We start from the raw sequence: 26,979 nt of genomic DNA, 5'->3' as shown, positions 1-26,979 counted from the left end.
TAACATGAAGAGATTCTTATTTTCACTTGTTACTTTAAATCTGTCGCTACTTACTGGCATGGCGCAGACGGGTTATCCTATCACGCCTGTGCCTTTTACGTCGGTAAAGGTAACCCCTGGTACGTTCTGGGGACAACGTCTGGAGGCCAGTCGTAACACGACCATACCCCTCGCTTTTTCAAAATGCGAGAGCGAAGGTCGCTACAAGAACTTCGAGAATGCCGCTGCCCATCTGAAGGATCCTTCAAAGACGTTCAAGGTGAATGGTGTCGGTTACTCTTTCGACGATACCGATCCATACAAGACTCTAGAGGGTGCTGCCTATATCCTGCAGACCTATCCGGACAAGAAACTGGAGGCTTACTGCGACTCCGTTATCGATATCATTGCGACAGCCCAGGAGCCCGATGGTTACCTGTACACTGCCCGTACGCAGAACCCTGCCGACCCGCACCATTGGGCCGGTGATCGTCGTTGGGTCAAGGAGGAGGATCTCTCTCACGAGCTCTATAACCTGGGTCATATGATTGAGGGTGCTGTGGCTTATTGGCAGGCTACAGGAAAACGTAAATTCCTTGATATTGCCTGTCGCTATGCCGACGTGGCCTGTAAGGAGGTAGGGCCTAATCCTGGACAGATGTGCGTGGTGCCCGGTCATCAGATAGCAGAGATGGCAATGGCGCGCCTTTACCTGGCTACTGGTCAGCAGCGCTACCTTGACTTTGCCAAGTTCCTGCTTGATTATCGTGGCAAGACAACCATCAAGACCGAGTATTCTCAGAGTCATCTGCCTGTCATCCGTCAGAATGAGGCTGTTGGTCATGCTGTCCGTGCGGCCTATATGTATGCAGGTATGGCAGATGTGGCTGCCCTCACAGGTGATAAAGGCTATATTGATGCTATCGACCGCATTTGGGATAATATCGTCTCTAAGAAACTTTATATCACGGGAGGCATTGGTGCCACCAGCAATGGAGAGGCCTTTGGTAAGAACTATGAACTGCCTAATATGAGCGCCTACTGTGAGACTTGTGCTGCTATCGGTAATGTGTATGTTAACTATCGTCTGTTCTTGCTGCATGGTGACTCAAAATACTATGATGTATTGGAGCGTACACTCTACAATGGTCTCATTAGTGGTGTCTCACTGCAGGGTGATGGCTTCTTCTACCCCAACCCCTTGGAGTCGATGGGGCAGCACCAGCGTCAGGCTTGGTTCGGCTGTGCCTGCTGTCCTTCAAATATATGCCGTTTTATCCCCTCGCTGCCTGGATATGTCTATGCTGTAAAGGATAAGGATGTCTATGTGAACCTGTTCCTCTCAAATAAGAGTGAACTCACAGTTGGCAAGAAGAAGGTGGCCCTCTCTCAGCAAACCAACTATCCTTGGGATGGCGATATTACTATTCATGTGGATAAAACCAATGCAGGTCAGTTTGCTATGAAGATTCGTATTCCTGGTTGGGTGAAGGGTAAGGTGGTCCCCTCTGACCTTTATTCCTATACCGATGGTAAGCGTCTTGGCTATACGGTAAGTGTCAACGGTAAGGCTTACTATCCTGAGAACCGTGATTATATCACGATAGACCGCAAATGGAAGAAAGGCGACAAGGTGCAGATTCATTTTGATATGGAACCTCGTATCGTGCGTGCCAATAACAAGGTGGAGGCCGATAGAGGCATGGTGGCTATTGAGCGAGGACCATTGGTTTACTGTGCAGAGCATCCAGATAATCAGTTCGACATCTTCTCGGCACTCATCAATCAGGAGCCGAAGTTCACGTTGGGCAAGGCTGAGATTGCAGGAACTCCCGTTGTGACTTTAAAGACAGATGCACAGACCCTGGACTTCAATAAGCAGGGTAAACTTACCACAAAGGACGAGACGCTGACCCTTATCCCTTATTATGCCTGGTGTCATCGTGGAAGTGGTAAGATGCGCGTATGGTTGCCTCAGGACTTAAAGGCCACTACACCGGCACAGCCTGCTACGTTGGCCAGCGAGAGTAAGGTTACCAGTGGTTCACGTGTTCCAGCCTTGTCGTCTATCAACGACCGACTGGTGCCCCGTGACGAGAACGACCGTTCTGTGCCCTATACTCACTGGTGGCCCAAGAAAGCCTCTACGGAATGGCTTGCTTACGAATTCCCTGCAGCTGCTACTGTTCAGAGTTGTACCGTCTACTGGTTCGATGATGCTCCCTGGGGTGGCTGTCGTGTGCCGAAGTCATGGCGTATCCTCTATCAGGACGAACAGGGACAGTGGAAGCCTGTAGAAGGTGCTGATGGCTATCCTACCGCCCGTGGCACTGCCTGCACGGTGAACTTCAATCCTGTGAAGACGAAGTCCCTGCGCCTGGAGGTTACCCAGCCCGATGATTTCTCGTCAGGTCTGTTTGAGTGGATAGTGAAGTAGATATAAAAAAGAATCCCGAGGTCATGTTGACTTCGGGATTCTTTTTGTGGTTGGACGACTCGGATTCGAACCGGGAATGACAGAACCAAAACCTGTAGTGTTACCATTACACCATCGTCCAATCGCTTTTTAGCAGCTGCAAAGGTAGGAAAAATTTGGCATATTACCAAATTTTTCCTATTCTTTTGTTATTTTACCGTAATCAGGTAATAGTTCTTCTTACCCTTCTGAGCAAGCAGGTACTTACCGTCAATCAGGTCTTCTGCAGTGATAGCACGGTTCTGATCGGTAAGCTTCTCCTTGTTCAGTGAAACACCACCGCCCTGAACCATCTTACGCATCTCGCCCTTTGAGGGGAATACGGGGGCTACAGTGGTAAAGAGCTCTACTGCGGGCTGACCCAACTGGTCCTTGCTAATCTCAAACTTCTCTACACCATCGAATACGTCGAGGAAGGTCTGCTCGTCAAGCTTCTCCAGTGCTTCCTTGGTTGACTTGCCAAAGAGGATGCTTGAGGCCTCAATGGCCATGTCGAGGGCCTCGCGAGAGTGTACCATCACGGTTACCTCTTCTGCCAGGCGCTTCTGCAGTACACGACGACCAGGATCCTGCTTGTGCTCTTCTGTCAGAGCGTCAATGGTCTCTTTGTCGAGTGATGTGAAAATCTTGATATAGCGCTCAGCATCCTCGTCGCTCACGTTCAGCCAGAACTGATAGAAACGATAAGGTGTGGTGCGCTTGGGGTCGAGCCAGATATTTCCAGACTCAGTCTTACCAAACTTCTTACCGTCGCTCTTTGTAATCAGCGGACAGGTCAGGGCAAAGGTCTCTACATCATTACCTAAGGTACGACGGATAAGTTCTGTACCGGTGGTCATGTTACCCCACTGGTCGTTACCGCCCAACTGCAGTTTTACACCCTTGTGCTGATAGAGATAGAGAAAGTCGTAGCCCTGGAGCAACTGGTATGTGAACTCTGTGAATGAAAGACCATCACGTGCAGTACCATTCAGACGCTGCTGAACGCTCTCCTTGGCCATCATGTAGTTCACGGTGATATGCTTACCTACCTCACGGGCGAAGTCCAGGAAGGTGAAGTTCTTCATCCAGTCATAGTTGTTCACCATCTCAGCAGCGTTCTCGTCCTTTGAGTCGAAGTCCAGGAACTTTGCCACCTGAGCCTTGATGCACTCCTGGTTATGACGCAGGGTCTCATCATTCAGAAGGTTACGCTCCTGTGATTTGCCTGAGGGGTCGCCAATCATGCCTGTAGCACCACCAACAAGGATGATGGGCTTATGACCACAACGCTGCAAGTGGCGCAGCATCATGATACCGCACAGGTGACCAATGTGCAGTGAGTCGGCTGTTGGGTCGGTACCCAGATAAGCGGTCACCATCTCCTTCTGCAGGAGTTCCTCTGTGCCAGGCATAATCTGTGCCAGCATTCCACGCCAGCGCAGTTCTTCTACAAAATTCTTTCTCATATTCTAATTTTTTATTTATGTCGATGTTGTGTTATCTCGTTATCACGAATGTTACGGCACGGGGTCGTACCCGCTTCCTCCCCAGGGATTACATCTTAAGATGCGCCAGATTGCCAGTCCGAGTCCCTTTATTGGACCATGTTTGATAATCGCCTCTTTAGCATATTGTGAGCACGTGGGAGTGAAACGGCAGGCAGGTGGCGTGAAGGGACTGATAATCCGCTGGTAGAAAATGATGGGTATCAGCAGTATCCACTTCAGCACGAGTGCGATATAATGCCATAAGCGCTTCATAAGCCTCAGTAAACAATCTTTTTTGCGATTCTTTCAAGCAGACTGCACACTTTATGGCTTATCTCAGCAGTAGGACAGGGGCGGTCGGAGAGCCAGATGAAAGCGATATCAATCGCTTTTCCCTCGGGAATCTTCTCAATGAGCACCTGTTTCTGTAGGCGGTAGGCTTCTCGTACTTGTCGTTTCGCACGGTTGCGGTCAACGGCGTGATGAAGCCTCTTCTTAGGAACGCTAATGAGCACCTTGACGGGTTCAGACCTGTCTTGGCGCTCTTGTTGCATATACACGGCTCTTAGTGGAAAGGCTGCCAGCGTGTGGCTTTGACCTCCACCGAAGAGTTCCTCTATCAGTTTCTGGCTGACGATTCGCTCCTGTTTCTGAAAACGAGCTGGAGCCGTCATATAATATATTCTTATATAATAAGGTGAATTAGTCTTCCTGCATCAGCAGATAGTGCTGCAGCGCACCTGTCATGGATGGATACTTCTCTGTGGGAGCTTCCAGATCCAGTCTCAGGCCTGCGTCATGAACAGCCTTTGCCGTGGCGGGACCAAAAGTTGCGATAGCGATATCACCCTGATTGAAATCGGGGAAGTTCTTGGTGAGCGACTCGATACCTGCGGGGCTGAAGAACACCAGCATGTCGTAGTCGAACGTCTTGATCTCTTCTTCAGTGAAGTCGTTGCTGACAGTCTTATACATCACGCATTCCGTGTGCTGCAGTTTCTTAGAGTCAAGCAGTTTGCTGACAGCATCGTTATGTACATCGCTCATGGGCACAAGATACTTCTCAGTCTTATGCTTCACCATGGTGGGCAGCAAATCGTCCATCTTACCGGTGGTGCCGAAGAATACCTTACGCTTGCGATACTGTACATATTTCTGGATATAGAGAGCGATGGTCTCTGTTACGCAGAAGTATTTCATGTCTTCTGGTATGGTGACACGCAGTTCCTTTGCCAGCGTGAAGAAATGATCAATGGCATGACGTGATGTAAACACAACAGCTGTGTGGTCAAGTATGCTGACTTTCTGTGTACGGAATTCGCGTGCACTCATTCCTTCCACTTTGATAAACGGGCGGAATACCAGTTCTACATCAAAGCGGTTAGCAATGTCATAGTAAGGTGACTTTTCGCTTGAGGGTTTTGGTTGCGAAATCAGGATCTTTTTAATCATTCTCTAATGTCCTAAAAATTTATTTTCAAATTATTGACCGTCATGAGCCATACTCCGCTGAATGCAAGCAATGGCGTTATTTCGAGGGCACAAAAGTACAAAAAAGTTTGCAGAAAAAAGCCTTTTTGCCTAAAAAAGATGAACCAACACTTGTAAAATGTCAGTATTTTGTTCAAAATCAGAACTGAACAGAAGTAAAAGATGCATTTTTCTACACTTAAATCAAAGAATACCAGCAACATGACTAATGGCAGCGTAAGGGTGGTAGAACAGGCGGTAATGAATAGCTGCACCTTAAATAGCTGTATTGTTTTTTTACCTCCAAAGAAGACTGGATCTACGACGAAATGCATCAACCACTTGCAGAGGAAGTAGCCGCCATAGAGTGCTGATAATATGATGATGTTGGTGAAAACTGTGTCCCGGACAAAGATGCCAGGTATCTTTTCTGATGCTGCTATATATGAGGCGATGCCTAACAGCATACAGTCAATCACTACGAGTAAGATCTCAAAACGTAATTCATTGGAGGTAACGTTGTTAAGTTCTTCAGAGTGAACCTCATAGAAGAAATTCCTCAGTTGCCTGCTGATAAAATTGCGTGTGAAAGCGATAGATGCTGCGATGGTGACAAAGCACAACAACAATGTGATGGTGGTCAGGTCGTCATTACCCAGCTGACTGGGTATAGGGTGCCCTAACACACCAAAACGACTGCTGTGTGCCTGAGCGGCACACAGCAGCGAGTCGTTTATCAATGGCTCAAAGCCCAAATGCGTGCTTGATGTCATCTACCCGATCCAGTTTTTCCCATGTGAACAGTTCCACTTCGATTGTCTTTGTCTCATGGTAGTGGCTGGTGAAGGTTTTCTTCACAATCTCAGACTGACGTCCCATGTGTCCGTAGGCGGCTGTCTCCAGATACATAGGCTGACGCAGTTTCAATGTGCGCTCGATAGCTTTTGGACGCAGGTCAAACAGTTCCTCAATCTTCTTGGCAATCTCGCTGTCGCTCATGTTCACGCGTGAACGTCCGTAGGTGTTGACGTAGATATTCATGGGTTTTGCCACACCGATGGCATAGCTTACCTGTACGAGCATCTCGTCGGCTACACCTGCAGCCACCATGTTCTTGGCGATATGGCGAGCGGCATAGGCAGCAGAACGGTCTACCTTAGAAGAGTCCTTTCCGCTGAAGGCACCACCACCGTGCGCGCCTTTACCACCGTAGGTGTCAACGATAATCTTACGGCCTGTCAGACCGGTATCGCCGTGAGGACCACCAATCACAAACTTACCTGTGGGGTTCACGTAGTATTTGATGTCGTCGTTGAAGAGTGCGAGTACCTTCTCACTGTGAATCTGTGCTTTTACACGGGGAATCAGGATGTTGATAACGTCTTCCTTGATCTTTGCCAACATCTTCTCGTCCTCGTCAAACTCGTCATGCTGTGTAGATACCACAATGGTATCGATACGCTCGGGGATGCCTGCATCGCTGTACTGGATGGTTACCTGGCTCTTTGAGTCGGGACGCAGGTAAGGCATCTGCTTACCTTCCTTACGGATGTCGGCCAGTGTACGCATGATGAGGTGAGCCAAATCCAATGAAACAGGCATGTAGTTTTCCGTCTCGTTGGTAGCATAGCCAAACATCATACCCTGGTCGCCGGCTCCCTGGTTCTCGTCATCCTCACGGTCTACACCGCGATTGATGTCGGCACTCTGCTCGTGGATAGCCGTCAGGATACCACAGGAGTTGCCATCGAACTGGTACTCAGCCTTTGTATAGCCAATTCTCTTGATGGTGTTGCGGGCAATAGTCTGCAGGTCGATATAAACCTCGCTGCGCACCTCGCCCATGATAACCACCTGGCCTGTCGTTACAAAACTTTCGCAGGCTACGCGTGCGTGGTCGTCGTAGGCCAGAAACTGGTCTAATATGGCGTCGCTAATCTGGTCGGCCACTTTATCGGGATGTCCCTCGGATACTGATTCTGATGAAAATAAATATGACATTTCTTACTTTGTAGTTAAATTTTGAGGGTGCAAAGTTACTGAGTTTTTGTGAGATAGCCAAATTTTAGCCTGTTTTTCGGTTAAAATCGATACGACAGCGCCAACCCCACGCTATTTGTCTCAGGCTGGTAAGTAGGCACAATCAGCATATCATCTTCCTTGTCCCAGCCAAGGATACGTTTCTCCATAGGCAACAGCCAGTAGGCGATATGTGTCGATAAGATGCCAATGGCCGCGCCTGCTGCCACGTCGTGCCACCAATGCCGGTCGTTGTAAACACGAAGACAGCCTACGCCGATGGCGGTACCATAGGCAGCGATGCCCAGTCCGGTGCCATATTCCATCCTTACCAGTTCGGCTCCCATGAAAGCTCGTGCAGCATGTCCTGATGGAAAGGATTTGTTGTCTGTGCCGTCAGGCCGTTCTTCATGAATCGTATATTTCAGGCCGCCAGCCAAAGCCGTCATCACACAGAAGGCCGTTCCCGTGGTGAGGACACGTTCCCTGCCCGTATGCTTGGCTTTGACGCCTAACCATCCCATACTGATATTTGCGGCCATAGGAGCATACTGCACATAATCATCAAGGTGCGTATGCTCATGAGCCTGCCCTTGGGTCTGAGACAAGGCTGTCCTGCTGAAACACAGCAGGACAGCACAAGTTAATATCAATGAGATGTCTCTCTTCATATGAAATCAGATTACTCCTCTGGCAACATAATCACCTCTGCACGGTTGCCTGGCTTCAGGAATTCCTGCATGAAGGCAGCGATGCTCTCAGGTGTCTGTGCCTGAACGGTAGCCTTGTAGTCTGTGTGGGTATCAACACCGAAGAGACGCAGACGGTTGATCTGACGCAGCCAGTAGTTGTTGGTCTTTGCCTGGTCGTCAATATCCTTCAGCATGTACTCCTTCACCTTGTTCAGCTTCTCGGCGTCAACGCTCTTGGCTAGGTTCTCTACCTCTTCCTTCATGATCTTGGTGGCGATGTCACCCTTCTCAGGCTTCATGGGGCAGTAAACGAGCAACTGTGTCAGTGTGCGGAAATCATCGCGTGATATGCCAGACTGAGCGGCAACGCTATAGGCTGCAGAAGCCTCCTCACGAATCTTCTCCGTGTAAATCATGGTCAGGATCTGTCCCACCATAGAAGTGCGAATGATATTCTGGAGAGAATAGTCCATCTTGTCGTTCATCCATGTCATCACGGCGATAGCCTTTGGCGTCTCCATCTTACGTGTGAAGTCGTTGATGACCTCGCCCTTGAAGAGCTTCTCAACATCCTTGCCCTTCACAATCTTCTTCTGAGAGGGCAGTGCGCCAAGGTACTTCTCAATGAGCGGGCGGATTGTTGCCTCGTCATAGTTACCAATGATGGTGAATGTGAAGGCAGCGGCATTGCTGGTCTGCTCCTTAGCCATCTGGAGGATGCGGTCGTAGTTCACGTTCTTCAGGTCCTCAGTAGCAAGAGGTGCCTGACGCTTGTCGTGGCAGGTGAGTGTGAGCGACAGAGAATCGCTGAACACAGACTCGGGCTGCAACAGCTTGTTCTTCAGCATCAGCTCCGTGGTCTTCATCATATTGTCGTATGACTCCTGATCCTTATTAATATTGGTGAAGTAGAGGTAAACCAACTGCAACATGGTCTCTACGTCGGCAGGTGTTGATGAACCGCTGATATGAGCACGGTCGCTGCTCAGTGACAGACTGGCGCTGGCAATCTTACCAGCCAGGGCTTTCTCCAGCTCAGTGTGTGAGAAGTTGCCCAGACCGCTGGCCTCTACAGCATCATCAAACATCTTGATATTGGCAAAGTCGGCCTCGCCATACAGTGAGCTACCGCCAAAGCCCTCACCACTCAGGATCACCTGGTCTTTCTTCAGGTCTGTCTGCTTCAGGATCACCTTCACGCCGTTGCTCAGGGTCAGTTCCTTGTAGTCGAACTTCTTGCCAGCCACTTCCTTCTGGATCTTACCAGCCTTGGGCATGGTAGTAATCAGGGGCTCGTTCTTGACATTATCTACGTAGGCTTCAATTTGAGTGGCGCGTGCCTCGTCGATGGCCTTCTTCAGTGAAGCCTCAGTGGGATAAACGGCACCCTCTTTCTCCTGGTTGAAGTTGAGTACCACCATGTTAGAGTCCTTATCCTCGAAGAATCCCTTCATCAGTTCGTTGACAGCTTCCAGTGGCAGGGCGGGAGCCAACTGCTTCATCACCTGATAGTAGTCATCCAGACTGGGGATAGGTTCCTTTGCCAGGTAGTTCTGCACATACTTGTTCACAAACTGACTGTTATAGCGCTTCTCCTTGTTAGAGTACTGCTTTTCCAACTGACTGATGAAGTTTGACTTGTAGCGCTGGTATTCTGTGGCAGTGAAGCCAAACTGTGCAGCACGGCGAGCCTCGATGAAGGCTGCCTTCAGAGCAGCTTCCGTCTGACCCTCTTTGGGCAGTACGCTCACCTCGAAAGCATCCTTGGTCTTTGACAGCAGGTACTGACCATAGTCTACGCTACCCTGCAGATATGGACAGTCGGCCTTCTGGGCCAGCTCAGCCAAACGGTCGTTGAGCATTCCCAGGCAGGCATTCTTCATGTAGTTGATGACCAGATACTGCATGTTCTCCTTGATCTCATCGGGGATAGGATCACTCTTGAACATCAGTTCCACGATGCTGTACTGCATCTCCTTATCCTTGTCGACGACGATGATAGCCTCCTTGTTGTCGGGCACGTTCTCGGCTACAACAGCAGCGGGGTTGGCAGGCATCTTGATAGGACCGAACAGGTTCTTGATTTTCTGTTCTACCTTGTCAACGTCCACATCACCGACCACGATGATGGCCTGGTTGTCGGGACGGTACCATTTCTCATAGTATGCACGCAATACCTCGGGTTTGAAGTTATCGATGATTTCCATCAGACCGATAGGCATGCGGTGACCATACTTTGAATTAGGATACAGGCGGGGCAGGTCACGCTCCAGCATACGCATCTGAGCGCTAGTACGCATACGCCATTCCTCATGAATCACGCCACGCTCCTTGTCTATCTCCTCGGCTTCCAGCAACAGACCGTCGGCCCAGTCGTGCAGGATCAGCAGACAAGAGTCTACGATACCCTCACGGGTGGTGGGCACGTTAGAGATGTTGTACACCGTCTGGTCGATAGAGGTGTAGGCATTCAGGTCGCGTCCGAACTTCACACCGATGGTCTCACACCATTTCACGATGTCGTTACCCTTGAAGTTCTTCGTGCCGTTGAAGCACATGTGCTCCAGGAAGTGGGCCAGTCCGCGCTGGTCGTCGTTCTCCTGAATAGAACCCACGCGTTGGGCAATGTAGAACTCGGCACGCTGTTCGGGCCATGCATTATGACGGATGTAATAAGTCAGTCCGTTGTCCAACTTACCGATTTTTACGTCGGGGTCGGTGGGGATGGCTGGCATCTGCTGAGCCATCGCTGTTGATGCGCCTGCTACAAAGAGCAGTGCAGCAACCAATAGTTTTTTGTAGTTTCTCATATCTATTGTCTTAACTCCTTAACTTCTCCAATTTCTTACAACACCTTTATGATACCCATCAGGTAAACCAGTCCGAAACCCAGCACCATTGAGATCATACCCATGATGAATCCAATCTTCGCCATATCCTTCTGCTGTACCAGGTTGGTAGAGAAGGCCAGTGCGTTTGGTGGGGTAGAGATAGGCAGAATCATAGCGCTTGATGCAGCGATTGCCACGCCGATAAGAACGGTGGCCGTACCGCCGATAGGAGCGAGTTTGTCGCCCATTGCACCGCAAACGATGGCCAGGATAGGCATCAGCAGGGCTGCTGTTGCTGAGTTAGAGATGAAGTTACTCAGCAGGTAGCAGATAGCACCACCGAGAATCAGAATCAGCAGGGGCGAGAAGGTGTCGAAGGGAATACTTTCAATGGCATTCTCGGCCAGACCTGATTTGTTCAACCCGTAGCCCAGTGCAAAACCACCAGCCACCATCCAGATTACACTCCAGTTGATCTGCTCCAGGTCGCGCTTGTTGATAACGCCTGTCAGGGCGAAGATACAGAAGGGAATCATAGCCACGGTGTTGGCATTGATACCTGTGAAACGGTCGGTCAACCACAAAGCGATGGTCACGAAGAAGGTGACAATCACAACGTTAGCGTGGAAACCTTTCTTCATCTCGCCGTCGATATTCAGTTCGATGGTCTTCTGTGTGAAGGGGAACATCTTCTTCAGGATCATCCAACTGATAAACAGCAGGATGATAACCAGTGGGAACATAAACATCATCCACTGACCGAAGCCCAGGTTCATGTTCAGACCCTCGGGGTCGTTCAGGTATTTCAGGGCGATATTATTTGGAGGCGTACCGATAGGCGTACCCATACCACCCAGGTTGGCTGCAATGGGAATACTCAGTGCCAAGGCGACGCGGCCTTTTCCTTCGGGGGGCAACTGACGGAACACGGGGGTTAGGAATGTCAGCATCATGGCAGCTGTAGCTGTGTTCGACACAAACATGGAGAACAGACCTGTTACGAGCAGGAAGCCCAGCAATACCATCTCACTGCGTGTACCGAAAGGTCTGAGCAATATTCTTGCCAGCTGTGCATCAAGACCAGTCTTTGTGGCTGCGATAGCCAGTACGAAACCACCGATGAACAGCATGATCACAGGGTCGGCGAATGTAGCCATCACACCTTTGTATGAGAGCAGTGGACCAACCTCTTCCTCGTTGACCAGTGGCAGAATACCACTATCCGTACAGAATAGTAGCATGATCACGATGACCGCTACCGATGTAGCCCACGAACTGACAATCTCAAAAATCCACATCAGTGTGGCGAAAGCAAAGATGGCAATGACGCGCTGCTGGATAATCGTCAGGTTATTAATGCCAAACCAGTCGGTAGGCATGAACCAAAGGGTTAATGTGACTAGCAACACCAGGAAGATCTTGATGAGTCTCAAGGTGGCATTACTTGGGTGATACTTGTGATTATGACGCAAGTTTCGGGCAGCCTGTACCAGGTGAAGCCCTCTGTAGTTAGTTAACATGTTATTTTATTTTTAGTGTTATTTGGCAGTTATGATTGTTCCCTTTTTCCAAAATTGTGCGCAAAGGTACATATTTATTATGAAATGAGCAAGTAAATGTAAAAAAAATCCTTTTTTATGCTATCTTTTTCGGAAAAAGGTAGTCGGATACGCTGGTTTCTATCTCAATGAGTTTGGGGTAGCAACTTGACGTGTACTGAATAAGTTTTCTTGACAAATCACTTTGGCTCCATTTTCTTGCTGATAGGACTATATTGCACAAAAATGGCCCTAAAAATTTGAGTTAACTCATTTCATGATTTGAGTTAACTCATTTCATGATTTGAGCTAATTCAAATCATCAAATGAATCAGCTCAAAATTATTATTGATTTAGCAAGAAATCCCGACGCAATTTAAGTAGTAAAAAGAAATTACATTCTCCGTTTTAGAGCATCTTGATGAGCAACTCGTCGTTTCTCTATCAGCAAAACAACGAGTTGCTCATCGAGACTCCACCTTTTAGCATGAAAACTTCGGCAACCGCGATAAATACTGTGTTTGCGCTAGGTGGGGTGTTGCTTCATCACTCCCCCTAACACCCCACCCAACACTCCCCCTAACACCCCACCCAGATGGATTGCTCCCCAAGATGTCCCGTAAGCGTATCCGCTCTGACGCCTTGCAGACTATAAGTCTTTCCATTTGTCTGGCAGCAGGGCTCTGTATTCCCTGATATCGGTGTTTGGCTGCATCAGCGCTGCCCTGTTGATGACATCTGAGATGTACTCGAAGAAATTAATCTTGTTGAGTCTACAAGAGCATGCCAGCGAATAAAACATGGCAGCACGCTGGGCTCCTTTGTGTGATCCGAAGAAGAGCGAGTTTCTCCTTGAGAGCGATATGTACCTGTTGAGTCTCTCAACGAGGTTGTTGTCCAAATGATAGTCTCCCCTGGTGAAGATATTTCCGATGGCTTCCCATTCGTTGAGCATATAGTGCACGGCAATATACTTGTCCGACTTGGGCAGCATCTCAGGGTCTGCCGCCATCCGGTCAAGCCTCTTGCGTATCTCTTTCAGTATCTTGGGGGCATACTTCTGTCTCCAGCGGAGGTTTTTCTCTACCGTCCAGCCGTCTGTCTCAATCCTATGATGATGCTCCATTTGGTAAAGCTCGTTTATAAGCCTGACTATAGTCTGTGCCTCACCGTCATCATCGCAGTCGAGAAATTTCCTCTTCACATGCTGTAGGCAGGAGAGTCTCGTAAGTTTTGCAGCCATCTTCCTGTAGGGATAGAATCCGTCTGACTGGAAGGTTCCTCCATAGTCGCCTATATAGTTAAGGATGACATCCTGTCCTCTTGATCCGTCGTGATAAAAATAATAGACCAGTCCTGTGTGCATGGCTGTCACTACCCAGATGTATCCTTTCTTCGAGCCCTTTCCGCCAGGCACCTTGACAAGTACGCGATGATAAGTCTCGTCGCCTGCCAGATAGTCGTCTTCCTTGACTGCCAGCCCCATCGCCTTGTACAGGTTCTCGAAGACGCCTTCCGTCTTGCGCAACAGTCCGTGAGCAGTACCCTTGTCCATATCGAAACCGTTCTCCGTAAAGTACTTGACGATACGCTCCACAGGCATGGAGTAGATGTAGCGCAGCTGGGCGATGCCTGCGATGAAGGAACCGTCGTAGTTCGAGCCCAGCAGGGGAGCTACAGGAGCCTTTCCCTCCATGACGGCTCCGTCCTGGGTATAGATACGTACGTGATATACCTTCTTGATGAAGCGCATGGGTACAAGGATGTAGCGTACCACGTCGTGAGTATCTATCAGACGTGCTTTCATCTCATCGAAGCATGAATCTGTAGGATAGACGTCCTCCTCCTCGACCTCCACCTCATAGTGATCCTTGCGTCTAGCTCCATAGTTGGTCCTTGCCCTCGGCTTCGGGGCGGAATCAGACTGCTGACTGTTTGAGTCTGGAGAAGTGGTACTTGATGCCGACACGGACGGAGTCTGTCTCTCCGATTTGTTCTGCTGTATCTTCGTCAGTCCCTTGATGACATTACGCTGTTTCTTCTCCTCCTGATTCTTCCGGATGAGCAGTTCCTCCAGCGATGACACCTTCTTGAAAAGCTCATCCACCTTACGGTTGGCTTCTTCAAGACGGTCATTTGCCTCCCTAAGCTGTTGCTGCAGGAAGGCATTCTGCTGCTGGAGCATACTGATAATCTCGTCCTTTTTCATATTACAAAGGTACAAAAAAGGAACGAGATTACCAAAGAAAAAACATACTATTTTTTTTTGTTTATTTTACTGATAGTCAGCTATTTGCGAAACCGCAAAGTTGTCAATTCTCAGTCTCCTGCGATATCTGACGCTTCGGAGGCTCACGCCCCGCATAATGGCAGAAAGTGTCCTGTAGGACATCTCTACGGCCTTCTGGTCAGGCCTGAAACGGGGTAGCTCAAAAGTCCCTTTCTCTAATCGCTTCTGATAAAGCAGGAAACCGTCACCATCCCAGCAAAGCAGCTTCACCATCTGGCGGTTCTTGCCAAAGAAGATAAAAACATCGCCGTTCAAGAGCGGGCGTCTCAGTTCATTACTTACAATTTTTGACAATCCGTTGATGCCCATGTTCATCCGCACATAGCGCTGGCACACATAATACTGTCTGCTTTCCTCTAATCCGAACATGGCACGCCCTCCCCGGAATAAAGTTTAAGGAATGAAACGACTGCATCGGCACTTCCGCGACGAATATTGATCATCGTCCCGTCAGGAAGTGTCAGGCTGATACCCGTAAGAAGGTCACAAGGACGGATGGGAACATCTGGTTCAGATGCCAGACGGACTGGAAGAATCGATGGTGCTGACGACATAGATGGATCCAACGTGTCTGACTCATTACGAAACTTGAGAACGCGGCTCTTCGCATCGTGCACACTGTAGCCACGACCGTAAAGCCACTTCTCGAAACATCGTTGCTTTACGTGGACAGAACGAAGATATGCTGCAAGGCGCAAGCGAGGCTGCTTCTCTAATTCTGAAAGAAATTGATGCCAGGTCTTCTCATGACGGGCATCGGCTGTCTGTAATTCCATATTTGCATATCTGTTAAAATGAATATGCAAAGGTACCGACTTTTGGGATACGAGTCAAGACGTCAAAGCGGATACGCTTACGATGTCCCGAATAACGAGGGTGTAGTGTTGGGGTTAGTGTTGGGGGGAGTGTTGGGGTTACTGTTAGCATAACACTAACCCCTCCGATTTCCTTTTGTATAAAGGCTTTTTCTGCGATTGGGTGGGGTGTGAGGGTTGTTTCAAAAAACGTCAAAAAAACGACCGAGATCATCAGTGATGACAGCCTCGGTCGTTTGCTTATGTAGTTTCAGTTTCTTTTGTCCTTATCTTACCACTTTCTTTCCATCCTTTACGTATATGCCATGAGTGGATCGGATTACAGGCAATCCATTTAATTGGAAATAGGTATCACCGTTTTTATTATTCAAACCATGATGGATTGCGCTCCGCAAATCATCTTCAGTATTATAAATACATATGTCGTTGTCTTCACAGAGTAGTAACTTTGGGAAAGCACCTGCCACAAAAGTGCCTTCAATTCCTGTAATTCCGCCTTTGATAGATCCAATACCTTCAATCCATGTGTCAGAATAACGATCGAGGTCTTCTCCGTCCTTGATGGATACAGAAATACAACGACGAGTCCGTTTGTCATCAGACCTGGAAAGAATCGTATCTGAAACGGCTTTGACAACGTAAACGACTCCTGTGGAGCCTACAACATTATCACCCACATTCAATGAAAAATCCATCACGATCTGCGGGGTTGTAGGATATGAATTATGCCAATAGTAAACCTTACCATCCTTCTCACCTATATACCCGTAGGTTGCCTTCCAATCCTTCGGTTCGTCTTGTATTCCGCGCATCCATCTCTTTTCAAGCATGCGTCTGAAGGGTATATCATCAATCAGCGTATCTCCGCTCAACATAATTATCTTGTCTTGATAGGATTCTCCTTCATAGACAACTTGTTTATATTCCATCCTCCATACTTTTCCTTCCTTCAGGAATGAATCGTACTCTTTCTGTGCATACGCCATGATGCTGCAATAAATCGAAAACAATAGAATTATATTTCTCTTCATAGCTCTAAGAGTTTTTAGTTATTGAATATGCATATTTTGATAGGTTTATTAGTGGGACTCTATGTAATCTGTGGCAAAATTAAACAAAATCTGGAAAAATTGTACACAAATCAGCAAGAAATATTCTCCTTTTTTTCGCCACTATTCTATATAACACGCTGTTAGGTAATGTATTACGCTAAGAAATATTTTTTATTCTTTTATCGAATAGCTCGGGTTTTTCATCAGAACTGAAAAACTTTTTAGACATAAACTTACGACGTTTGTATAACAACTTAGGGGTTAGGCCTGTTAAAATACATATCTCAGAGAGCGAGAAATTCAGGCGGATAAGCATACAAATGCGATAGTCTTCTTCAGAGACATGGTAGAGGGCGTTTATTCTATGAACAAAATGAGGCAGAAGCTCATTAATCATTTCATTGAGTCTTGTCCAGTCTGTTTTCTTCATCTTCTCTGCAGGGTGAGCAACAACGAACTGAAGTCTCTGATAGATATCCGTTTCAACAATTTTGGAATCTAATATATACTGAGGTTTCGTCTGTTGGCGCATTTTCTCTACCTCCTGTTGCCATTCATTTATCTCTTCCTGTTTCTGCGTCAGGAGGGCATCATACTCTTTCTGCTTCAGCTTTTCCAAGTCATATTTTGCCTGCTCTAGCATATTTATCTGGTGTTGAAACTCTAACTCAACATGTCGCATTTCAGTCTTCTTACGATGTCTCTGCCAGAAGATATAAAAGCAAGCAAGTATTGAAATAAATACGCCAAGAAAAAGTGAGATTGCAAGATATTGACGATTACGAGATGCCTCAAGTGATTTTGCCTCTGCAATTCTCTGTTGACGAGTAAAATTATATAAAGAACTTATGCGATGCACGCTTTCTTGATTGACATGCAAGAATGATGAGTCGTTGGCATTTGCAAAGAGACGTGCATACTTTGCAATAGAATCTGGGATTTGCAACTTTTCGTATACAGACAATAATCCTTTGTAGCCTCCCTCGTACTGTCCGTAATTAATAGCCTTATGAAAATAATGCTGTGCAGAATCAAGCTCTTCAACCAGATTCATATAGATGCCTTTTTCTACATAGTACACTCCACCCATAACAGATTCTCCATTGTTATCAAACAAGCCTGATTCGTTTCTATAGATGGCTAGTAACTCTTCTGCTTTAGGAATGCAGTGACGATTAAGGGCAATATGGATAGAGGCTGAAATGGCCAAAGCGGCATTTTCCTTGTGACCCTGTTGAAGAAAAAGTTCTCGTGCCTGATTCTCTACAATAAGTACACTATCAGTATCATTTTTCAGGAAATAGGGACCTGAAAGACGACCAACAGCTATTGCCTCCATAAATGCATCATTTCTCTTATGCGCTATTTCTGCTACCGATTTAATAGCTGATATTTCGTCATCAGGCAGAAACTGTGCATGAAATAGAAGACTCATCTGTCCGTAAACAGACATTAGCGTTCGAAAATCGCAATCCTCTGCCGCAGTATCAACCTGCTCTACAGCCTGCTGATAGCAGTCAATAGCCTGTGGCGCCTCGCCCATATCATGATAGACGCGGCCTTGCAGGTAGTGAGCCATCAAGCGTTCGTTGGGCGTGCCGTGACTGTCGAAATAATCTACGAGGGAATCGACTGTGGGGAGCCAGCGTGAAGAGAAAACAGTGTCGGTCTGATTGCAGGCCTGGACTTCGGCCAGCCTTTGGCGCATCTGCTTGCCATCGGTACACGATGCGATAACAAATGCTATAATGGTTAGTATAAAATAGGTTCTTAGGTGTTTCATCGCATGCAAAGTTACGAAAAAAAAGAGAGAAATACAAAAGGAATCTCTTTTTTTCAACACAATATGTTAGGAATAGAGTCACCCAGAAAGCCTATCACAGGTCAATTCGCGAAAGAACTTCGTGAAGCACTGGTTCGTGCTCGTACAGGCAATTTGAATCAGTCAGAAAAAAATAGCATTCTTCGTTCAGGAAAGGATTGTAAAAAATATAATGCAGTCTGGAAATAACGGAATCAAAGACCCGCCGATCTCTTCGCCCAGTTAGAGTAAGAGAGAAATATGTCATTCAGTAACCTGAAACTCATAGGGATATTGCTTATACTCTGGCGTATTTCCATGAGTCATTACATCTGCATGGTGTTCAGGGGCTCCCATTATAATAAGGTATAGATGCTTGAGGGGTTGGCCATTGGAAGTGAATGATGTTGCATTGACATCGCTATAGATGCTTTCGCCATTGGTAGTAATGCCAACAAAACCATAGCGAAGTTGGTTGCCACGCAGATGCAGATGGAAGATTGGCGAATTGAGGTTTACGCGATCGTCGAGTTTTATGGCATTGAATCCATAGCCCTCTGGCAATGACTTGGGACGAAGCCAACCATTGGAACAGGTCTCTAACTCAGTGTTGAAAGTAGCTGCATACTGACGTGTCTCTTTGTAGGCATGGTTGAAGTCGAAGTTCACAAGGTGCTGGTATCCGCGGAATATCTCGTCGCAGAAGGCTGACTGCGATAAACCGTTCATACGCTTGTAGGTCATGACGGGATCCTCGCCTATGACGCCCTGACGAAATAGTTCGGCAATGAACTGACGGCCGTGAAGGTCGCTCCACCACTGAAGTACATAAGGTGAGTGATAGATATTGTCCATATGCAGAAAGGCTTTATGGGTGAGTGTCTTGAATGCCTCGAAATGGTAGTTCTCATCAGTGATCCAGTCAGGGTTAACCTGCCAGAGCATCCATTGTGATGCCATTTCGAAAAATCCTGTACCGCCCCAGCACTGGCCAATGCTGTCGGCCATTATCTGTGCCTGGAAAGAGTGCCCCAACTCGTGGGCCATGCAGTTCATCTTTGTGTCCTGTATGCGGTTGGGTGCCACCCAAAGAGCTCCGATGAAGTTGTCGTAGGTGCCACCATAGGCTGTGCCGTCGAGTGAGTAGTTCACCATGACCATCATCTTGTGTTGGTCGGCCTTGCTTTGGTAGTGAGGGGTGACAAATCCCAGTGTGTCACGGAAAAAGTGATAGAATGTCTGAATGCGGTCACGCAGATTCAGTAAATTAAACGACATATCGTGGCCTTTCAACTGCGGTGGGTTGCTTACATCGTTGCCGAAGCCCCGTTCCCACATAAAAATAAGGTCATCGGTCTCGATGCTCCGATTCAGTGACCACTTCGACGTGTCGGCTTTAAGATTCATACCCTGCAAGTCCTTTGGTATGTAGAGCTTCTTCTGTGCATATACCAGATTGCTCACCAATGATATGGTGATAAGACACAAGCATTTGATTGTAGTATTCATAGTTACAGTTTTTTTCTGAGTTGCAAAGGTATATGTTTCGCCTGATGAGCTCTAACACATTAGACCAAAATGATAGCAAAATCGTCTAATTGACTCACCACATCTACCTAATTTTTTAATTATTTGCAGAAATAGTGAAGGCCAAATTAAATAGGTTAAGTACTATAATACCCCCAAAAACCTCACTCGAGTGAAATCATCGATTGAGCTAGGTGAATTCATGAAATCACCCGGCTCAATTCACGATTTGAGCTATATATAGTAAGATTACCTGCTTTTTGTGCTGTTTTTCTACCCTGCTTGCCATCGGTACACGATGCGATAACAAATGCTATAATGGTTAGTATGAAATAGGTTCTTAGGTGTTTCATCGCATGCAAAGTTACAGAAAAAAAAGCGGATACGCAAATCTGCGCATCCGCTTTTTTATTTATGGAGTTAATACTTATTTTACCTCCCAGATATCATTGGTCTCGAGCAGCTCCTCGAAGTTGTGATACTTCTTCTGAGCGCTGACCTCAGCGAGCTGTGCGTGAACGGCATCGTTGTAGGTAGGAGCATCGACGTCGCGAATCACACCCAGGGCGATGGGGAATCCATCCTCAGGCGTCATCATGGCGAGCTTCAGCTGCAGGGTGTTGTCCTCGCAGTGAGCATCGTGAACGAGTACGTCGTCGATGGTGTAGCCGTCCTTGCCAATCTCTACCACCTTCAATCCGAAGCCCTGCTGTACGAGTCCGAACTCATTGTTCTCACCGAACACGAGTTTCTCGCCATGACGTACGTAGATGGCGTTCTTCTTACGACCCTCGTTGTTGTAAACCACATCGTGGCAGTGGTCGTTGAAGATGACACAGTTCTGCAGTACCTCAGTAACGCTGGCACCCTTGTGCTCGTAGGCAGCCTTCAGCACCTCCACAGTACCCTTGGCATCAGTAGCCACACAACGGGCGAAGAAGTGTCCGCGGGCGCCGAAACAGAGCTCTGCTGGGCGGAAGGGATCCTCAACGGTGCCGTAAGGGCTTGACTTAGACACGAAGCCACGGGGTGAGGTAGGTGAGTACTGACCCTTGGTCAGACCGTAGATACGGTTGTTCAAGAGGATCATGTTGAGGTCGATGTTTCGACGATTGGCGTGGATGAAGTGGTTACCACCGATAGCCAGTCCGTCACCATCACCTGATACCTGCCATACGGTCAGGTTGGGGTTAGCCACCTTGGCACCTGTAGCGATGGCAGCGGCACGACCATGGATGGTGTTCATGCCATAGGTAGCCATGTAGTGAGGCAGACGGCTTGAACAGCCGATACCAGAGATAACTGCTACGTTCTCGGGAGCTACGCCAATCTCGGCCATAGCCTTATGGAGTGAAGCCAGGAAGAAGTGGTCGCCACAACCAGGGCACCAACGGGGCTGGCCTTTCTTAAAATCTTGTGCTGTATAACTCATAACGGTTTACTTCTTTAAAATGTCCTCGAATGCGTTAACTAACTCTTCTACAACGAAGGGCTGACCCTTGACCTGATTGAACTGAGCAGGTACGAAGTTGTCGACCTTCATGCGCAGATAACCTGCCAACTGACCCATATTCTGCTCGGCTACTACCACCTTCTTGTACTTCTTCAGTACCTCGGCGGTGTTCTTGGGCAGCGGGTTCAGGTACTTGAACTGTGCCTGAGCTACCTTGTATCCCTTAGCCTTCAGCTCGTCCATGGCAGAGTGCAGGTGGCCGTAGGTAGAACCGAAGCCTACAATCAGCAGGTCGGCATCATTCACATCGCCATCTACTTCGAGGTCGGGCACCTGGATATTGTCAATCTTCTGCTGACGCAGACGAGTCATCAAGTCGTGGTTCTCTGGGTTAGTTGAGATAGCACCTGTCTCTGAGTCCTTCTCCAGTCCACCGAGGATGTGTGCGAAGCCCTCACGACCAGGAACAGCCCAGTAGCGGGTACCGTTCTCAGCACGCATGTATGGTGTCCACTTACCCTTCAGTTCCTCAGGAACATAAGGAGGATTGATAGCGTCGAGCTGAGCCATCTGGGGCAGTTTGAAAGCGCCAGAACCGTTGGCAATATAAGCATCGGTGAGCAGTACCACAGGCGTCATGTGCTCCAGCGCAATTTTGGCAGCCTGGTAGGCAGCATCGAAGCAGTCGGCAGGACTGGTAGCAGCCATCACAGGCATGGGGCTCTCACCATTACGGCCAAACAATGCCTGCAGCAGGTCGGTCTGCTCAGACTTCGTAGGCAGACCAGTAGCAGGACCGCCACGCTGTACGTCGAGTACCACCAGAGGCAACTCCATGATGACAGCCAGGTTCATGGCCTCGCTCTTTAGGCAGATACCAGGACCAGATGTAGAGGTGACACCCAGAGCACCGGCGAATGAAGCGCCGAGAGCCGAAGCACAACCAGAAATCTCGTCCTCGCACTGTACGGTGATAACACCGCAAGACTTGTGCTTAGAGAGCTCGTGGAGCACGTCGGTAGCAGGGGTGATAGGATAAGAACCCAGGTAGAGGCGCAGACCAGCCTTCTCGGCAGCTGCGATGAAACCATAGGCTGTAGCCTTGTTTCCTGTGATATCCATATAGCGTCCGGGAGTCTTCTCCTTAGTTTCTACACGATAGACGTTGATAGCGTTTGAGTGGGTGTTGTGCCCATAGTCCCAACCAGCCTGAATCACCTTGATGTTAGCCTCGGCGATAGCGGGTTTTTTGGCGAATTTCTCCTTCAGGAAGTTGCCTACAAGGTTCAGGTCGCGGTCGAACAGCCAGCATACGAGACCCAGCGCAAACATGTTACGGCATTTCAGCATGGCCTTGTTGTCCATGCCAGAGTCTGCCAGACAGTCTTTCACCATCGTGGTCAGCGGGCACTGGATGACGCGATCGGGGTCGATACCCATCTCGCCCAGATAGTCCTCAGTCTGGAACTGAGCTTTCTCCAGGTCCTTAGGACCGAAGGAGTCGGTGTCGATGATGATGGTGGCACCTGGTTTGGCATAGCGATACTGTGTCTTCAGGGCAGCAGCGTTCATTGCTACCAGCACGTCGCACTTGTCGCCAGGGGTGTAAACCTTACCTGCACCGATGTGTACCTGGAATCCAGACACACCTGTCAGTGAACCTTGCGGGGCGCGGATGTCTGCGGGGTAGTCTGGGAATGTTGAGATACCGTTACCTACGGTAGCTGAGACCGTAGAGAAAATGTTGCCGGCAAGCTGCATGCCATCGCCGGAGTCACCTGAAAAACGAACGACCACTTGGTCGAGCTCTTTCACTTCCAATTGTTCAGCCATAATATATATTGGTTTAATAACGTATTGTACTACTAAAAAATCGACCGCAAAATTATTCATTTTTAACGGGAATACCAAAGAAAATACGTAAAAAATGCATATTTGTAGCAAAAAAGCCGCAAATATGCATTTTTATTGCGATAAATATGCATTTTAGTATTCAAATGAGGAACCACCCAGGAATTCACGCAACAGAGAAGTAGGCGGAATCTGGTCCTCGGGAATAGGACGGATATACTTCAGGAACTTGCGCAGACGGTAAGCCTCGGCATATTCTGGACAGTCCTCGGGAACCTGTTCCAACAGAGGTTCTGCCTGACTCTTGATTACTGCCAGTTCGAAGAGCATGGCAGAATTGAACATCTGGTCGCAGTTCTCCTGGAAGGGGAATATCCATTTGTTCTCGCCCTTACGTACCGATGGCCAGCGACGGATGGTCTCCTGTGCGGATACCCCGCGATATTTGTAGTCGCGAATGATGCGTCGCAGCAGTCGGTTGTCGGTAGTGGGGATATAGTTGTGATTATCGAGCAGCAGCGTGGTCAGTGCCGAGGCATACACACGGTATATCTGTTCCTGAGGCACGGTGGCCATGAGTTCGGGGTTCAGAGCGTGGATACCCTCAACCACCAGAATCTGGTCATCCTCCAACTTCAGTTTGCGGCCGCTCTTCACGCTCTTGCCTGTGGGGAAGTCGTAACGGGGAAGTTCTACCTCCTCGCCACGGAACAGGGCATTCATCTGCTCGTTGAGCAGGGGCAGGTTGAGTGCATGCAAGTTCTCGAAGTCGTAGTCGCCGCTCTCATCGCGTGGTGTCAGTTCACGATCCAGGAAGTAATCATCCAGAGAGATACCGATTGGCTTGATGCTGTTCACTGCCAGTTGCACTGACAGACGCTTGCAGGTTGTGGTCTTGCCACTTGACGACGGACCGGCGATGAGTACCAGTTTGATGCCTTTGCGGTTGGCTATCTCGTCGGCAATACGCGCAATCTTCTTCTCCTGCAGAGCCTCACTAATCTGAATGAGGTGCGAGCTGAAGCCCTTGTCGATACATTCGTTCAGGTCGCCAATGGTGCGCATGCCCAGGATGTCCTGCCAGCGGTGGTGCTCCTTGAAGATGCCAAACATCTTGTCCTGCATGATAAGCTCACCCAACTCGTCGGGGTGCTCGCGCGAAGGGATGCGCAACAGCAGTCCGTCATAGTATTTCTCCAGTCCGAAGAGATAGATCTGTTTCGTATTGGTGAGGATGGAACCATAGAAATAGTCGTAATACTCGTCGATGTCGTAGAAGGTGGTGTAGAGCGAACCGGTGCTCTTCAGGAGTTTTACCTTTGAGAAGGTGTGCAAGGCGTTGAACATCTCGATGGCCTCCTTGGTGGTTGTCTCATGACGATGGATGGGCATCGCTGCGTCAATAATCTCCTGCATGCGCTTGCGGATACGGCCGGCATCCTCCAGCGTCACGGGATGTCCGATGTTCAGGTCCACATAGTAACCATTGCTCACAGGGATATCGATAGCCACCTTGCAAGGCGTGTACAGGTCGCGTACGGCCTTACAAAGGATGAAAAACAGGGTGCGCGTGTAGGCACGCTGGCCCGATGCCGAGGTGATATCGAGGAATTCCACGCGTTTGGGTTTGTAGATGCGATAGTGCATTCCTTCCACCTTGTTATTTACATGTGCGAGGATAGGCTCGTGCTCCATGGTGAGATTCATCAACTGCAAAGCCTCACTGAGGTTACTTCCCATGGGGATATCATAGTCCTGCCCATTGTTCAGACAGGTTACTTTTACTGTTTTTTCCATATCTTATATTGTTTTATCTGCATTTTTTTTATTCGTTTTAGGGCATGCGAGTGCAAATATACGAAAAGTTTTTTATTCAAACATGCAATTGTATGAAAAAAATTCGTATCTTTGCACGCAAAAGCAAACTAAAAAGAACATTCATAAAGTTATGATGCTCACACTATTTACCATGCTCGGCTCATTGGCACTTCTCATGTTTGGTATGAAGTCCATGAGTGAAGCCTTACAGAAGATGGCTGGTCCGCAGCTACGTCATGCCCTTGGAGCCATGACATCCAATCGTTTTACAGGTCTTTTAACTGGTTCGGTAGTTACCGCCTCTGTGCAGTCATCAACGGCTACAACCGTGATGACTGTTTCGTTTGTTAATGCCGGACTGCTCACCCTGACGCAGGCTATCTCCGTGATTATGGGTGCCAATATCGGTACCACGTTCACGGCATGGATCATCGCCCTGGGTGCGTCGTTCGATATCAGTATCGTGTCCTACATCGGATTCTTCCTGGGTATCATCCTCATCTATATGAAGAAGCACCGCTATATCGGTGATTTCCTCTTCGGACTGGGCCTGCTGCTCCTGGGACTGACCACTTTGCGACTGACGGGTCAGAAGATGGATCTGGGACATAATGAGGCTGTGCTGAGTTTCTTCAACTCGTTCGACATGCACTCTTACTGGACTATCTTCGTCTTCCTGGTGATGGGTGGCGTACTGACGTTCTGCGTGCAGTCGAGTGCTGCCGTGATGGCTATCACCATGCTGCTCTGCGGTAGTGGTGCCATGCCTATCTCCATGGGTATCGCCCTGGTGCTGGGTGAGAATATTGGTACAACGATTACATCTAACCTGGCTGCCCTTTCAGCCAATACACAGGCTCGTCGTGCAGCCTTGGCACACATGTTCTTCAATATCTTTGGTGTTATCTGGATTCTGTGTGTGTTCTACTGGTTCGTAGAGGGTGTTGAATTGGCTGTGCAGTATGTTGGTGGCGAACTGTTTAACCAGGATATGACCAGTCTGCCGAAGGAGAAATACCTCACTTTCGTGCTGGCAGCCTTCCACTCAGGCTTTAATATCATCAATGCGGGCATCCTGATTTGGTTCATTCCGCAGATTGAGAAATTTGTTTGCTGGGTTATCAAGTCGAAGAAAGTGGACGAGGAAGAGGATTTCCGCCTGCACTTCATTACAGCTGGTATCATGAAGACGCCGGAACTCTCTGTGCTGGAGGCTCAGAAGGAGATTCAGGCTTTCTCCAACCGTATGCAGCGTATGTTTGGCATGGTGCAGGAACTGCTTGACCTCTCGTCAAGTGAGCGTCGCAAGGAGAAGAACAACGAGCAGGACTTCAACAAGCTCTACACCCGTATTGAGAAATATGAGGGCATCAGCGACAATATGGAACTTGAGATTGCCAAGTATCTGGAGAATGTGAGTGATGCTCACCTCTCTGACGATACGAAGGGAAAGATTCGCGCCATGCTGCGTGAGGTCAGCGAGCTGGAGTCTATCGGTGATGCTTGTTTCAATATGGCGCGTACGATTAATAGAAAATATGCGGCTAAGTCCGATCACTTCATTGAGAAGCAGTATAATCACCTGCATCAGATGATGGGGCTCACCGACCAGGCTCTTACGCAGATGAACAAGCTGATGCTGGGTCGCAAGGAGGCATACGACGTGAACCGCACGTTTAATATTGAGAACGAGATCAACAACTACCGCAACCAGTTGAAGGCTCAGAATATTATCGATGTGAACAACCAGGTTTACACCTATGCAGAAGGTACGATCTATATCGACCTTGTGAACGAGTGTGAGAAGTTGGGCGACTATGTGGTCAACGTCGTTGAGGCCCGTATGGGTACCAGGCAAAAGGATGCGTAACTCTGCACACGAAATCAGCGATTTGTTT

The 26,979-nt window shown here is 48.3% G+C and carries 20 protein-coding genes and 1 tRNA gene; 2 read left to right on the top strand and 19 right to left on the bottom strand.

Annotated features, from left to right (window positions below; genetic code table 11):
• Positions 1-4 precede the first annotated feature (4 nt).
• The gene (locus tag L6468_RS13905; protein ID WP_237793654.1) at positions 5-2,416 is read left to right on the top strand and encodes a glycoside hydrolase family 127 protein; all 2,412 of its coding nucleotides are present in this window, start codon (positions 5-7) and stop codon (positions 2,414-2,416) included.
• A gap of 47 nt (positions 2,417-2,463) precedes the next feature.
• On the opposite strand, the gene L6468_RS13900 is transcribed toward L6468_RS13905, so the two are convergent.
• The 19 genes from L6468_RS13900 to L6468_RS13810 form a co-directional block, all read right to left on the bottom strand.
• Positions 2,464-2,537 (bottom strand) — tRNA-Gln (locus L6468_RS13900).
• Positions 2,538-2,604: 67 nt separating this feature from the next.
• Positions 2,605-3,903, bottom strand: coding sequence for a tyrosine--tRNA ligase (gene tyrS / locus L6468_RS13895; RefSeq protein ID WP_237793653.1), 1,299 nt, complete (start codon positions 3,901-3,903; stop codon positions 2,605-2,607).
• 51 nt (positions 3,904-3,954) lie between these two features.
• Positions 3,955-4,197, bottom strand: coding sequence for a membrane protein insertion efficiency factor YidD (yidD, locus tag L6468_RS13890; protein ID WP_091813463.1), 243 nt, complete (start codon positions 4,195-4,197; stop codon positions 3,955-3,957).
• Between the two features lie 5 nt (positions 4,198-4,202).
• Positions 4,203-4,598 carry a ribonuclease P protein component gene (locus tag L6468_RS13885; RefSeq protein ID WP_091813466.1) on the bottom strand — a complete coding sequence of 132 codons (396 nt, stop codon included), beginning with the start codon at positions 4,596-4,598 and terminating at the stop codon, positions 4,203-4,205.
• 28 nt (positions 4,599-4,626) lie between these two features.
• Positions 4,627-5,376, bottom strand: a complete 750-nt coding sequence (locus L6468_RS13880) for a uroporphyrinogen-III synthase (RefSeq protein WP_091813469.1) — start codon at positions 5,374-5,376, stop codon at positions 4,627-4,629.
• A gap of 11 nt (positions 5,377-5,387) precedes the next feature.
• Positions 5,388-6,167 (bottom strand): DUF4271 domain-containing protein, encoded by a 780-nt coding sequence (locus L6468_RS13875; RefSeq protein WP_237793652.1) that lies wholly within the window; start codon positions 6,165-6,167, stop codon positions 5,388-5,390.
• Positions 6,139-7,395, bottom strand: coding sequence for a methionine adenosyltransferase (gene metK, locus L6468_RS13870; protein ID WP_091813476.1), 1,257 nt, complete (start codon positions 7,393-7,395; stop codon positions 6,139-6,141). Before metK ends, L6468_RS13875 begins: the two co-directional genes overlap by 29 nt.
• 80 nt (positions 7,396-7,475) lie before the next feature.
• Positions 7,476-8,084, bottom strand: a complete 609-nt coding sequence (locus L6468_RS13865; protein WP_237793651.1) for a phosphatase PAP2 family protein — start codon at positions 8,082-8,084, stop codon at positions 7,476-7,478.
• 11 nt (positions 8,085-8,095) lie between these two features.
• Positions 8,096-10,915, bottom strand: a complete 2,820-nt coding sequence (locus tag L6468_RS13860) for a M16 family metallopeptidase (protein WP_237793650.1) — start codon at positions 10,913-10,915, stop codon at positions 8,096-8,098.
• A gap of 35 nt (positions 10,916-10,950) precedes the next feature.
• Complete coding sequence (locus L6468_RS13855; protein ID WP_237793649.1) at positions 10,951-12,456, bottom strand: SLC13 family permease; 1,506 nt, start codon at positions 12,454-12,456, stop codon at positions 10,951-10,953.
• A 667-nt stretch (positions 12,457-13,123) separates the two neighbouring features.
• A complete protein-coding gene (tnpC, locus tag L6468_RS13850) occupies positions 13,124-14,683 on the bottom strand; it encodes an IS66 family transposase (RefSeq protein WP_237793648.1) in 1,560 nt (519 codons plus the stop codon).
• Positions 14,684-14,749: 66 nt separating this feature from the next.
• A complete protein-coding gene (gene tnpB / locus L6468_RS13845; protein ID WP_237793647.1) occupies positions 14,750-15,133 on the bottom strand; it encodes an IS66 family insertion sequence element accessory protein TnpB in 384 nt (127 codons plus the stop codon).
• A complete protein-coding gene (locus L6468_RS13840; RefSeq protein WP_237793646.1) occupies positions 15,121-15,540 on the bottom strand; it encodes a hypothetical protein in 420 nt (139 codons plus the stop codon). Before L6468_RS13840 ends, tnpB begins: the two co-directional genes overlap by 13 nt.
• A gap of 305 nt (positions 15,541-15,845) precedes the next feature.
• The gene (locus tag L6468_RS13835; protein WP_237793645.1) at positions 15,846-16,610 is read right to left on the bottom strand and encodes a hypothetical protein; all 765 of its coding nucleotides are present in this window, start codon (positions 16,608-16,610) and stop codon (positions 15,846-15,848) included.
• A gap of 178 nt (positions 16,611-16,788) precedes the next feature.
• Positions 16,789-18,414: a hypothetical protein gene (locus L6468_RS13830; RefSeq protein WP_237793644.1), complete on the bottom strand. Its 1,626-nt coding sequence runs from the start codon at positions 18,412-18,414 to the stop codon at positions 16,789-16,791.
• A gap of 282 nt (positions 18,415-18,696) precedes the next feature.
• Positions 18,697-19,941, bottom strand: coding sequence for a DUF6055 domain-containing protein (locus L6468_RS13825; RefSeq protein WP_237793643.1), 1,245 nt, complete (start codon positions 19,939-19,941; stop codon positions 18,697-18,699).
• A 445-nt stretch (positions 19,942-20,386) separates the two neighbouring features.
• Positions 20,387-21,391 carry a 2-oxoacid:ferredoxin oxidoreductase subunit beta gene (locus L6468_RS13820; RefSeq protein WP_091813512.1) on the bottom strand — a complete coding sequence of 335 codons (1,005 nt, stop codon included), beginning with the start codon at positions 21,389-21,391 and terminating at the stop codon, positions 20,387-20,389.
• Between the two features lie 6 nt (positions 21,392-21,397).
• Positions 21,398-23,245, bottom strand: coding sequence for a 2-oxoacid:acceptor oxidoreductase subunit alpha (locus tag L6468_RS13815; protein WP_091813515.1), 1,848 nt, complete (start codon positions 23,243-23,245; stop codon positions 21,398-21,400).
• A gap of 153 nt (positions 23,246-23,398) precedes the next feature.
• Positions 23,399-25,060, bottom strand: a complete 1,662-nt coding sequence (locus L6468_RS13810; RefSeq protein WP_237793642.1) for a nucleoside kinase — start codon at positions 25,058-25,060, stop codon at positions 23,399-23,401.
• A gap of 151 nt (positions 25,061-25,211) precedes the next feature.
• Between L6468_RS13810 and L6468_RS13805 the strand changes: the two genes are divergently transcribed.
• On the top strand, positions 25,212-26,951 hold the full coding sequence (locus L6468_RS13805; protein ID WP_237793641.1) for a Na/Pi cotransporter family protein: 1,740 nt from the start codon (positions 25,212-25,214) through the stop codon (positions 26,949-26,951).
• Positions 26,952-26,979: the final 28 nt, after the last annotated feature.

The organism is Prevotella communis, from assembly GCF_022024115.1.
Taxonomy (GTDB): domain Bacteria; phylum Bacteroidota; class Bacteroidia; order Bacteroidales; family Bacteroidaceae; genus Prevotella; species Prevotella communis.
Note: the sequence above shows the minus strand (reverse complement) of the source record. Positions and strands in the feature narration are given on the sequence as shown.